We start from the raw sequence: 12,087 nt of genomic DNA on the forward strand, positions 1-12,087 counted from the left end.
TATGGCCACAGGAATTTCCCTTCTTACTTTTATAGCGTTTTACCTGTTTTACGGCACTTCCAAAAAGATGGCATCCGTAGGCGAGTTAGGCATTGAGAAGTGGACTGGCGAAAATAGAAAAATAGTACAAATAGCCGGTTTGGCCCTAATGGTTTTCTCATTGGGGCTTAGCTGCTTTTATTGGGGACTAGGTTCGGGAACGTTCACTTTTTTTATTTTGTTGATGACCGTGGCCAGTTTGGTTGTTCTTTTGGCTCCCTTACGTTTATTGAACTACCGCCTTTTAGGCATTTTTTCACTTTGCTCCATCCTTTTTGAAACCTTATTGTTTTAACCTATGCCTGCCAATAAAAAATATTTGACCCCTTCGCCATGGCAACGATTAGCCAAAATATCCGCTGCCATTTTGGGCGGTCTTGTTGTGGCCGTATTGTTCCATTTGGCCCTGGCCAGTTGGTTCAACCATGTGGCAGTTATTATTACCAGCACTTTTACCGCTTTTATCCTTTGGGCCATTTTGATGGTTATTGCCTTTTTGGGCAAAAATGGCTGGAAGATATGGGGTATTTACCTGTTGATTAGCCTTGTGCTCTTTGTCATATTTTATTTTGGAAACCAAACCAACCCACTTGTTTAAACCATGGGAAAACGCATTTACAATATTTTGTTCCACACACATACCGTAAGCGGTATTGTGATCAGTGTAGCGCTCTATGTTATTTTCTTTACAGGCTCTTTCTCCTTTTTCAGGGATGAGATCGCCAATTGGCAGCGTGGACATTCCGTGAGTCAGGAAGATGCATTGCCCGGAAGTGTGGACGCGCACCTTAAAGATCTTTCCAAGGATTACAATTTATTCGGTCGTGATGTGGAACTGAGGCATTATTACAACGAAAGAAGTATTTCCGTCAACTTGGGAGCTTCCAAGGATTCCTTGGCTTCGGAAGATGCCAAAGCACCGGTATTTTTCTATTTAGATCCTGAAACCAAAACCAAAACGGCAGATTATGCAAGCAATTACCATTTGGGAGAATTTTTGTACCGCCTTCACTTTTTAGATCAAATTCCCTACCCTTATGGCAGAACATTGGCGGGGCTTGTGGCCTTCTTTTTCCTTTTTGCCATCATTACCGGTATCTTGGTACATTGGAACAAGATAGTTTCCAACTTTTACACCTTCAGGCCATGGGCCAAACTCAAAACCATGTGGACGGATGCCCACACTGCCCTTGGTGTGATTGGATTTCCATTTCAATTTGTATATGCCGTAACCGGAGCGTTCTTTTTATTAAAAGGTATTTTAATGCTCCCCATTGTAATGGGGTTGTATAATGGTGATCAAAACCAATTGTTTGAAGATCTTGAGTACAACCATCCCGTTTACGAATTCCAAAACCAAAAATTGAAAAATGCCATTAACTTGGACCAATATGTTCGAGAAATGAAAGAAGAATGGGGCGATTTTCGAGTTACAGAAACACACATTTTTAACTACGGTGACCAAAACATGCACGCTGCCATTAGCGGATACCTGGGTTACAATACCAAACTGAATGGTTTGGGATATCGTATTTACAAAATTGCCGATGGTTCCATTGCGCAGGAAAAAGTACCGATTGCCCCAACCTCATACTTGGATGGTGTAAAAAATATGATGTTCCGTCTCCACTTTGGTGATTACGCAGGCTACGGGCTACGAGTGGTTTCCTTTATTTTGGGGTTGGTGTCTTGCTTTGTGATCCTCTCCGGGATTATGATCTGGTTGGTGGCACGTGACAAAAAGAACATTCCCGAAAAACGTAGAAAGTTCAACCAACAAGTAGCCAATTGGTTTATGGCCATTTGCCTTACCATGTTGCCCGTTACCGCTTTGGAGTTTATTATTGTAAAGTTTGCGCCCACAGTGGACATGGGTTTTCTATACCAAACGTATTTTACAATTTGGTTGGTGGCAACAGTGTTCTTCATCCTTAAAAAGGATATTGCCTTCACCAACAAATGGACTTTGATATCTGGTGGGGTTTTAGGCTTATTGGTACCGATTGCAAATGGAATTACAACGGGCAATTGGATGTGGGCGGCCTATCAAAACGGATATCAACATATCTTCTTGGTGGATTTGCTTTGGTTGATTTTGGGGCTAGTGGCTCTCTGGATCGCTTTATTTAAACTGAACACTTCTAGAGAAGATCTTGCACCTTCCTAAATCTATTTTTTGTAAAACCCCTTGCTTTTGAGGGAATAACATTCCTGTAAAACTTCTACCAATACCTCTTGATCAATTTCTTCCAAAGTAAAATAGCGAAGGGACTTAACCACCTTTCGGTTTTCGACGACCATTTTATCCAAATGCAATGTGAGATGGGCCGAATTCCAGAACGCAATGTCCACGTACTTCTTTTTTTGGGACACATTTAAATAGCAAATGGGCCTTTTACCAGAATAAAAACAAGGAATGCTCCATTTGTATCTCATATCTACATCAGGAACAACAGACTCGATTACAGCTTTTAAGTGCAATAAAATGCTTCTGAAAGGTTCTTTTTGATTAATGATATAATCTTCGGCCGGGTTCATATAAACGACTTGTTTACGACTTACGTTTGAACAATTTGTTGATCAACTGCAACAACAGTACCGCCACAAAACCGATACCCAACCCTAGTATAAAATCTTTTACCAAAGAAGGCAATCCCGGGAACAAGTGATGAAAGAATTCTACATTATGGCTAAAAATACCACCTGAAACCAATAATAAGGCCAGTGTTCCCACCACAGAAAGCGCTTTGATTATTTTAGGCAGTGCATTGACCAAAACCATTCCGACTTTATCAGAAAAACTATCGGTTTCTTCGTTTAAATTGATAAGTCGGTAACCGTAATCGTCCATACGAACAATCAATGCCACAATGCCATAAACCCCTACGGTAGCCAATAATGCAACTACAGATACCGTGGCAATTTGAATTGTTAAGGTTTCGTTCACCACAGTACTCAATGCTATGATCACTATCTCTATGGAAAGAATAAAATCCGTTACTATGGCCTGCTTGATTTTCTTCTTCTCCAATTCGGGCAAATCTTCTTCCGGAATTTCGATCGGATCATCCCCATCGGCATTATCCTTTCTATGAAAGATGTATTCGTACACCTTTTCTGCCCCTTCGTACGCCAAATAAACACCTCCCAACACAAGAATAACCGTTATTGCCGTGGGTAGATAAGCACTTAATAAAAAGGCTATGGGCAAAATAATCAGTTTATTTACAAAGGACCCTTTGGTGATGGCCCATAAAACGGGAATTTCCCTGCTGGATAAAAATCCTGTGGCTTTTTCTGCGTTGACGGCCAAATCGTCGCCCAAAATACCCGCAGTTTTCTTAGTGGCGATCTTGCTCATAGAAGCTACATCGTCCATAAGTGCGGAAATATCGTCTAAAACTGCAAAAAAACCGGAAGCCATAATAGTATCATTAGGTTATAAATAATGTTAGAGTTTGATCGCAAAGTAAATAAATAGAAAAATAATCCGGGGGCAAAAATCTAAAAATACCGGAGCTTCTTTTTATACGCCTTTTAAAGACATTAAGGTAGCTACCCAAATAATTACCGATGAAAAGAAAATACCAATCGTGTTGGCTGCAAATGCTTCTCTTTTTTTCATTTTGAACAAGTAAGCGGCAATACTGCCCGCATAAACTCCGGTTCCGGGCAGAGGAATCATTACAAAAAGAACGATGCCCAAAAAGCCAAATCGTTGAATCTTATTCCCCGATCCTTTTTTAGCTCTTTGCCCCACATATACAGCCGATTTTTTATAAAAACGCCATTTGATCAAATGACGGTTGATGTACTCCAAGAAAAACATCATTAACGGGAAAACCAAAACATTGGCCCCAAAGCACACTACGAACACAAGGTATTCGTTGACCCCCTGGTACATTCCATAAGGAATGCCCACCTTAGCCTCACCGAATGGCGAAAGGCTCCAGAGCGCCGCTATAATAAGGTCTATGTGCAAAATACCGTTTTTTTAAGCCTACAAACCTAATAAGGAATTTACGTTTACCCCCTTTTTTAACCCTTAAAAATTTATTAATTGTGATTTATAGCGCTGAACAGCACAACGAATTGGGCGATTTGCTCCAAATGAAGCAATTACTAGGCTACTGAAGAAAATGACGACCCATTTATTTCCTGGTTAAAACCAGGCGATATGATCAAAAAATATTCTTTTGGAGTCTTGTCTGATATGGAAACCCAGTTTTTGTCCACATCCACATCGAAACAAAATTGGGCAAAATCGGTATCCACATCCAATCTGGACAACAGAAACCTCATGATTTTAGGTCTTAGACTGTACTCCAGTTCGATACAGGTTCTTTTCATTACTGGATTGTCATCTCCAGAAAACACCCAACTAAATTTCATTATCTTTAAGAATAAGGACATACAAGATACTAAAAAACAATACATTATCACACAAAACAGACCATGTTTTCGGGCAATGGTTATTCTTTACCGTCCACGTAATCTTGTAGGTAGGCAAATCTTTCGGTCAACTTGCCATTTTGGGTCATACGCGCCCTATCGAGTATGCCTTGTACATCTTTGTTAAAAAAGGCCGGGATAACGTAATTTGAAAATGCCTCCCCGAATCCTACGCTGGCATCCCGGGGCAGTTCGCATGGTAAATTGTCAACCGCCATAACTGCTATGGCATCCTTATTTTTAAAATCGGTTTCCTTCTCACCAATAGGATCATAGCCATATACAGGGTCCGCTATGGTGGATGGACGGATGGTGGAGGCCACAGGACCATCTATATCGCAACTGATATCGGCTACTACCTTTATTTTGAAATCGGGGTGTTTGGCATCTTCCCGAGTGTACAGATAAGGCGCTCCATCTCCATAAAAATGTCCGGCAATATAAAAATCGGTCACCTTGGCAAAACGGAAAAAGTTGGACTCATAGGCCTCTGGGTTCTCAAAAAAGTCAGCTTTGTTCCCCCGCACCCCATCTTTACGTTTATTGTAATCCGAAGCATCTATCTGACAATAGACCGGGTATTCAAAATCATCTTTTAAATACTCGGTCACCCCAACCTGATGCAATCCCATGGCATGGAGCATTTCCTTGGCACCATTGCCTACTCTTCCCTTGCCTGTGAGCAATATTTTAATTTGGGGAAGTTGTATTTTTTTGAGTTCGTTGATCAAAGCCTGTTGGTCCACAAGTGTCTCGGCCTTGGGCAATTGGTAAAGATCGTGTTTAAGCCCAAAAGCCCTAAACCCATTGTAGGCACCCACAATCCCGGCGTATCTGCCAAAAGCTACCAATCTTGCTCCCTTTGTATTGGTGATCACCTCGTGATCGTAGAGTTCTATGTTCTTTTCCAATATGGCTCGTAGCAAATCTCTATTGTAAGGCTGCTTTTTTATGGTATGGGAAAAGAAGAAATACTTTTTGTTGGGTATCAAAGCGTTAATGGGAACCTCTTTTACACCTAGCAATACCTCACATTCCTCCAAGTTTTGAACTATTTGGAGTCCATTATCGATATATTCTTGATCGGAAAACACCCGAATTGGGGACGATTCCACTAAAATTTCGGCTTTTGGAAATTTGGAAAGGACATTTTGACATTCCCCTGGCGATAGGACCACCCTTAGATCGGGCGGATTTTTGCGCTCCCTGATGATTCCGAACTTCATATAAAATTTGGTATAATTGTTGACCAAAATAAGGGTAAATGGCAGGGTAAGCAAACTTTTTATTGTTTGATGGATATGATTTACCTTTGCCGACCGCGTTAGGGATAGAGGCGGCATCCTTTTTCTGTAATTTTGAGCGTAGCCAAGTGGCAGAAAAAGATAAAGCCGATAGCCCGACCAAAATATTGCGAAGCAATGTTTGGGTAACGCCCATTTTTCGACAGAACCTTCACAGATGGCGGTCGAAATACCAAGTGAGGATATAGTTCTTTGATAAAAAAGTGAGTTTACGTTTAGGCCCTTCGACTGCGCTCAGGGCATAATTCGTTTACGGTAAGCAAAGCTTACCTAACTCATTATGGGGCCGACCGGTTTTGACAGCAAGACCAATGGCGATGTAAGCATGCCGAGCGCTGGGATACAGCTCGTTAATCTCATGTTTCACACTTTTAATTGGCGAAAATAATTACGCTCTTGCCGCATAATCTGAATTATAGTAAGATGTGCCTCGTCCCTACAAGGTAGGGAAGCGAGATGTTCCTGAATAGCCCTTGTTGACGGCGATTCGTTTAGGAGCACCAAAAAAGTCAACACAAGGGTGTCCGCTCGCTTTGGCGGTACCTCTAAAATCTTAAGAAGCTAAGTGTGTATTAGGCCGTATCTGGTCAGGTATGCATCGAAAATTAAGCAGATACTAAGCATGTAGAAAGCATGGTTATTGCTTGTTTGGACGAGGGTTCGAATCCCTCCGGCTCCACTGATAAAAGCTGCCGCTTAGGCGGCTTTTTTTGTTTTGAACCATTCAAAAATTATCGATCCAATTAAACTTTTCCTTAATTATTTCTTTCTTTTTTACTTCTAAATAATCCAAAAAGGCAACGGCTGCCGGAGAAAGGTTTTTGGACTTTAACCATATCAAATTCCACGTGGTCGTAATCGGAAGCCCTTTTAAATGAACAATTTTTAAATCTTTGTTCAACAATTCATTTTTTATACCGATCAATGGCATAATGGAACAACCCAACCCAGATATAACTGCCTGTTTAACAGCTTCGTTAGAGGTTAATTCTAATTTCTTGTTTACTCGAAAGCTGTTTTTCGCCACAAAGCTTTCCATGGCATTTCGGGTAGCCGAACCTGGTTCTCGATAAATTAATGGGATTTTCTCGAACAATTTTGTTTTACTAGGGTTTTTGGGCAATTCCCTTTTATAATGGCTCACATAAAATAACTTGTTCGGCATTAGTTCAACGCGCTCAACATTCAGTTTTTCGGGCAAAACGGACACCAACGCAAAATCCACTTCGTTCAGTTCCAAACTTCGGATTACTTTGGTCTTGTTGGTTACATCCATAATTAGATCGATACCGTTATGTTCGCTCATAAACTCTGACATAAAATATGGCATTACGTACTTTCCAGTGGATACGACGGATATTTTTAACCGCCCCGATAACTTACCTTGATAGGCCATGGTACGGTAATTAATCTCCTGGACCTGATTAACGATCTTTTCTGCAGCAACGGCAATTTCCTTTCCAAAATCCGTGATAAAAAGTCGTCGTCCGACCACTTCGGTCAATGGAATTGGAAACTGATCCTGAAAATTTTTTAGCTGAATTGACACTGCTGGCTGGGTTAAGTGCAACTCTTCAGAAGCCTTTGTAATACTCTGTAATTCAGTTATTTTAAGAAATATCTGAAGTTGATGCAATGTATAGTTCATAAATATTTTTAATGCTTGTTATTATAAATATAAATAAAAATTAATGATTAATATGGATAATCTTTGCAATCAAAATCACAGTAAAACAACATACACATGGAAACAAAGCAAGTCGCTAAGATCTTGACCGAAACAAAAAACATCCAACTGGTGGATGGAAAATTCACCCCGACCGAAGCATCGGACGTGATTACTTCTTTGATCAATGAAAAAATCAATTTTCACAAAATCCAAAGATTAAAAATTTGGGAAGGTGACCATCATCGCAAAACCAATTTGTTGGACAGTCGGATAGACGAGCTGGTAGAAGAAAAGAAAATAGCTAAAAAAATTGTAGCCGAAGCCAGGAGCCAAGGTAAAAACCTGAGCATAAATGGCATATTACAAATATCGCTCGAAGATTGACTCATTCTTTTCAACATTCAAAAAGTTCAATAAAAATTCATTTTCAATGGAACTATCAAAAAAAAACACAACAACACTATTGGGCCTCCTTCTACTATTAGGGTTTATAGCGCTTTCTTATTTGGAAGGATCTCTATTCCTGGATAAAATACTCCTATGCAGCTTTATTCTTGCCGTAGTGTTGTTGGCCAATCTGCAAAGTGGGGTGCGCCGCAACATTACCGGTAAAAAACAAGATAACGGATAATATATCAAGAGCCACAGAGACTATGACTACATTGACCAGTACATCTAAAACATCTTCCATAAAAAAGCACTTTTCTGGAGCTATACATATATTATTTTGGTTGGCCTTTTTGGTCAACCTCATCCCTATTTTAATTTTATATCCGGATATTCCAGAGTGGAAATGGTACGGCATTTTTAGAATAAACGGGTTTACAGCCTTACTGTGGACTACGTTCACATTTTTTAGTGCCATTATTGGCAAGTATGCGCTATCCTACTTTAAGGATGAAGACCAAAAAAACACATTCATGGGGTTAGGTCTTGCTTTTACCATAACGGTGATGCTCTTCGTAATCTCCGACCATCTCATTCTATTTATTGTGTTTTGGCTACTTATGGGAACAATAATGTCCAGGTTGATCGGAATGCAATCCCAATGGGGTGATGCAAGGGAAGCTAAAAGGTTTAGTCGACGTAATTTTGTTATTGGGACCGGTTTTTTAAGTATAGGCCTTCTTCTACCTGCATCGTACAACAATACCATCACGATAACTGAATGGGTTGCCCAAGTTAGTGCCACACCAGGTTTTATAAAAATCATCTCCGCATTGTGCATAATAACTGCTGCACTGATCCAATCCGCAATATTTCCATTCCATAAATGGTTATTATCCGCTATGACGGCCCCTACGCCTGCATCTGCATTGATGCACGCAGGATTTATAAACGGCTCCGGAATATTGTTAACCTTGTTCGCACCATTATTATATGCTTCCAACACACTGGAGATCCTACTGGTCATAGGCGGCCTCACGGCAATCCTAGCCCAATTTACAAAGCTGATCCAGGTTAATGTTAAACAACGTTTGGCATGTTCTACCATTGCCCAAATGGGTTTTATGATCATGCAATGTGGGCTCGGGTTTTTTAATGCGGCAATAGCCCACCTTATTCTGCACGGGTTTTATAAGGCATACCTTTTTCTTGCTTCGGGAGAGGAGATTGAGAAAACAAGACCAAGTACCCCTCAGAAAATCAGAATAAAATGGTTCCAAGCTCCTGTTGTTATGCTATCCAGTGTACTTGGAGCATATACCTTTGTTTTGTTTACGGGGAAAAATGTGCAACTGGATAGTAGTATTTTCCTCATACTGATAGTTTCCATAACGGTAGGCCAGGTGACCTACAATATCGTTAAACAGAGTCCACTATCCGGAATTCAGAAAATTTTATTGCCTCCCCTACTTTTCATCTCGGGCATTGGGACGTACTCCCTATTTTATAATGGTGTTACCACTCTAATGTCGGACTTGCCATTGGTGGCCGCCCCCACTCCCCTATCCCCCACACAAGTTGTTTTTGGCATAGTTTTCCTCATTGGGTTTTTCTTAATGAAGTTGGGGTTCTATCGCAAGATTCCGTGGTTATATGTCAAATTGCTCAACCTTTCACAACCGAAAAACCGAACCATTTTAATGTACAAATCCAAAATCCAATGAAATCCACAAACCTTATATATCAAATAGAGGAAGCTTCCAAGGTTATTGGTAATACCTGGCCCCTGTATTCTTTCGTAACATCCAATCCTTTGAACGACCTACAAGATCTACACTTTTCCGAGGCGGTGGACAAAATAAAATCACTTTTAGATGCCAAAGTGTATCCGAGTGCAACAATGTTTCGCAAAGCATGGGATAACGGAGAAATTAAAAAAAACGAATTGGTTCCACTTTTAAAAGAACATGGTTTCAATACTACACCGGCAGGTTGCCTGGAAATAATGGGTTGCGAATCAATATTGGAAATCAAAAATCAGAACCACCAGCTGGATAGAATTATGGTTAAGTGGCTATCCACTTTTTTGGATGAAGGTTTGGCCGAATGGGAAATGCCAGGTAAGGATCGTGGATTTTATATGGCATGGAGACAGTTGGTTCCTTTTGATGCCGAATCGGGCAAACCATCTTTATCCAGCATTCCATCTTTAAGCGAGCAGGCACTATCACAACTTACCGAGGGATGCACAGATGAAGAAATACAATCTATCTTTACACATCATTTAGCGGCATTACCAGGTTGGGCAGGTTACATTAAACACAGAAACCTCCAGCCGCATGCCTGGCAAGATGCTTGCCCTATACATCTTCAAGATTACTTGGCCGTGCGACTATGGACGGCAAAATTACTACAGGTAGATATCCTCCCAAAAACAACAAAGGACAAAGACAATTCCGAGGTACAACAACTTAAATATATTTGGCTGAAAGCATGGGAAAAAAGTTGGCAAAAACGATTAATGCAGAAGCTAGAAAAAGCCTCCACTTGGACAGCAAAAGAAGCAAACCGAGAAAGTATCCCTGACGCCCAATTTGTTTTCTGTATCGATACTCGCTCGGAAATGATCCGAAGACATGTAGAGTCCACAGGAAACTACGAAACCTATGGATACGCAGGGTTCTTTGGCATTGCCATGGATTATGAGAATCCGAAAGACGGTCTATCCCATAAATCGTGCCCACCGATTTTAGATTCCAGCTATGCCGTGTCCGAATCGGCACAAAAAAATAAGAATGAGCAGAGAAGAGCCCTGGATCTACAAATTGAAAAGCGAAGGTTTTGGAACTATTTTCTAAAAAGAATGAAAAACATGTTGCCCTCGAGCTTTGGCTTTGTCGAAGGTTCCGGGTTTTTCTATGGACTGCAGATGTTTTTAAAAACAATGGTGCCCGGAGCAATGTACAACATATCCAAAACCAACGAGGCATCCTACGAATCCGCTTGTGAGCCACATTTGGAAAACAAAGGTTGTAACTCTTCATCAGAATTGAATATCTCAGCGGAGGAAAAGGCAATGCTGGTTAAATCGGCCTTTGAACTAATGGGATGGAAACAATTTGCGCCGCTTATCCTTTTTATAGGACATGGGAGTCATTCAGCAAATAACCCATATGGTTCCAGTCTGGATTGTGGTGCATGTGCCGCTAGTCCGGGAAGGCATAATGCCCGTTTGCTTGCCAAGCTGGCCAATGAACCCGAAGTTCGGCAAATCCTGAAGGACAAGTTTCTGATTAAAATACCTAAAAGAACCTACTTTGTAGGGGGCGAACACAATACCACTACGGATCAAATCGTACTTTTTGATTCCACAATACCGAATTCTCATAAACAACAGATAAGTATACTACGGAAAGACTTGCGCAAGATTCAAGAAACAGCAACCCAGGAAAGGCTGGGCATTAACACCGGAAGTATTTATCGCGCCCAGATCAATGCGAGCAACTGGGGCGAAACCAGACCAGAATGGGGATTGGCAAAAAATGCAAGCTTTATAATAGCACCAAGGACCACTACGCAAAACTTGTCCTTGGATGGGCGTTCTTTTTTGCATTCCTATGATTGGAAAACGGACAAAGATGGTAAAATACTGGAAACCATAATGCAAGGTCCTATGGTAGTTACCCAATGGATCAATAACCACTACTACTTTTCTACAGTGGACAACAACACATTTGGTGGCGGAACCAAGGTAACGCACAACATTACAGGTAAATTTGGAGTGGTCCAGGGGAATGGGGGCGATCTTAAAATAGGTCTTCCGTGGGAATCGCTATACATTTCCAAGGAAACCCCATTCCACGCTCCCCTTCGACTATCCGTTGTAATACAGGCACCTTTGGATACGGTAAGAGCGATTATTAACCAAAACAACAACCTAAAATCATTAATCGATAACGAGTGGATCTATATCATTGTTATGGACCCTGTAAAAAATGGAGCCTTCTACAGTTATCAAAAAAACTTGGGGTGGTCCTCAAACTCAAAAAAGAAAGTTATACCATCTAAAAGCAAAACCAAGCTTGAAAAAAACATGTCCGAAAAAGTTCTGGCATAACCGATTGTTCTTAATAAGTAGGAGCAAGTTTGATTTGAACGTGAAACCTGTAAATGAAAGTTTACAGGTTTTTTCTTGTCCTATCTTAGCTGGAAAAACCAGATTCAATAAATTTAATG

13 protein-coding genes and 1 other RNA gene are annotated in these 12,087 nt (G+C 40.7%); 8 read left to right on the forward strand and 6 right to left on the reverse strand.

The annotated features are described in order from the left end of the window. Position 1 precedes the first annotated feature (1 nt). Genes ABTP35_RS02940 through ABTP35_RS02950 form a run of 3 tightly spaced genes read left to right on the forward strand, consistent with a single transcriptional unit; the run spans position 2 to position 2,206 of the window. A complete protein-coding gene (locus ABTP35_RS02940) occupies positions 2–334 on the forward strand; it encodes a DUF3325 family protein (protein WP_293294010.1) in 333 nt (110 codons plus the stop codon). 3 nt (positions 335–337) lie between these two features. Further along, positions 338–637, forward strand: coding sequence for a hypothetical protein (locus tag ABTP35_RS02945; RefSeq protein ID WP_293294008.1), 300 nt, complete (start codon positions 338–340; stop codon positions 635–637). 3 nt (positions 638–640) lie between these two features. Then, on the forward strand, positions 641–2,206 hold the full coding sequence (locus tag ABTP35_RS02950; protein ID WP_293294006.1) for a PepSY-associated TM helix domain-containing protein: 1,566 nt from the start codon (positions 641–643) through the stop codon (positions 2,204–2,206). Between the two features lie 2 nt (positions 2,207–2,208). On the opposite strand, the gene ABTP35_RS02955 is transcribed toward ABTP35_RS02950, so the two are convergent. The 5 genes from ABTP35_RS02955 to ABTP35_RS02975 all read right to left on the reverse strand — a co-directional run bounded on the left by ABTP35_RS02955 (position 2,209) and on the right by ABTP35_RS02975 (position 5,717). Next, positions 2,209–2,577 carry a DUF1801 domain-containing protein gene (locus ABTP35_RS02955; protein WP_224837515.1) on the reverse strand — a complete coding sequence of 123 codons (369 nt, stop codon included), beginning with the start codon at positions 2,575–2,577 and terminating at the stop codon, positions 2,209–2,211. Positions 2,578–2,590: 13 nt separating this feature from the next. Then, on the reverse strand, positions 2,591–3,463 hold the full coding sequence (locus tag ABTP35_RS02960; protein WP_252080403.1) for a DUF808 domain-containing protein: 873 nt from the start codon (positions 3,461–3,463) through the stop codon (positions 2,591–2,593). Positions 3,464–3,565: 102 nt separating this feature from the next. Then, on the reverse strand, positions 3,566–4,021 hold the full coding sequence (locus ABTP35_RS02965) for a small multi-drug export protein (RefSeq protein WP_224837513.1): 456 nt from the start codon (positions 4,019–4,021) through the stop codon (positions 3,566–3,568). Between the two features lie 140 nt (positions 4,022–4,161). Next, positions 4,162–4,431 (reverse strand): hypothetical protein, encoded by a 270-nt coding sequence (locus tag ABTP35_RS02970; RefSeq protein WP_224837512.1) that lies wholly within the window; start codon positions 4,429–4,431, stop codon positions 4,162–4,164. A gap of 80 nt (positions 4,432–4,511) precedes the next feature. Beyond that, complete coding sequence (locus ABTP35_RS02975) at positions 4,512–5,717, reverse strand: NAD(P)-dependent oxidoreductase (protein WP_293294001.1); 1,206 nt, start codon at positions 5,715–5,717, stop codon at positions 4,512–4,514. A 360-nt stretch (positions 5,718–6,077) separates the two neighbouring features. Between ABTP35_RS02975 and ssrA the strand changes: the two genes are divergently transcribed. Then, positions 6,078–6,477, forward strand: a transfer-messenger RNA (tmRNA) gene (gene ssrA, locus ABTP35_RS02980). A gap of 42 nt (positions 6,478–6,519) precedes the next feature. Here ssrA and ABTP35_RS02985 read toward each other — a convergent pair. Beyond that, positions 6,520–7,443 carry a LysR family transcriptional regulator gene (locus ABTP35_RS02985; protein ID WP_224837497.1) on the reverse strand — a complete coding sequence of 308 codons (924 nt, stop codon included), beginning with the start codon at positions 7,441–7,443 and terminating at the stop codon, positions 6,520–6,522. Positions 7,444–7,539: 96 nt separating this feature from the next. Between ABTP35_RS02985 and ABTP35_RS02990 the strand changes: the two genes are divergently transcribed. From ABTP35_RS02990 to ABTP35_RS03005, 4 genes are read left to right on the forward strand one after another with little or no spacing between them, the layout of a single operon-like run. Continuing rightward, positions 7,540–7,848, forward strand: a complete 309-nt coding sequence (locus ABTP35_RS02990; protein WP_224837496.1) for a hypothetical protein — start codon at positions 7,540–7,542, stop codon at positions 7,846–7,848. 46 nt (positions 7,849–7,894) lie between these two features. Then, a complete protein-coding gene (locus ABTP35_RS02995; RefSeq protein WP_293293997.1) occupies positions 7,895–8,095 on the forward strand; it encodes a hypothetical protein in 201 nt (66 codons plus the stop codon). A 22-nt stretch (positions 8,096–8,117) separates the two neighbouring features. Further along, positions 8,118–9,575 carry a proton-conducting transporter membrane subunit gene (locus ABTP35_RS03000; RefSeq protein ID WP_293293995.1) on the forward strand — a complete coding sequence of 486 codons (1,458 nt, stop codon included), beginning with the start codon at positions 8,118–8,120 and terminating at the stop codon, positions 9,573–9,575. Then, positions 9,572–11,968, forward strand: a complete 2,397-nt coding sequence (locus tag ABTP35_RS03005) for a DUF2309 domain-containing protein (RefSeq protein ID WP_293293993.1) — start codon at positions 9,572–9,574, stop codon at positions 11,966–11,968. The genes ABTP35_RS03000 and ABTP35_RS03005 overlap by 4 nt, the downstream gene beginning before the upstream one ends. Positions 11,969–12,087 lie beyond the last annotated feature (119 nt).

The sequence above is a fragment of the Flagellimonas alginilytica genome, from assembly GCF_042134605.1.
Lineage (GTDB): Bacteria > Bacteroidota > Bacteroidia > Flavobacteriales > Flavobacteriaceae > Flagellimonas > Flagellimonas alginolytica.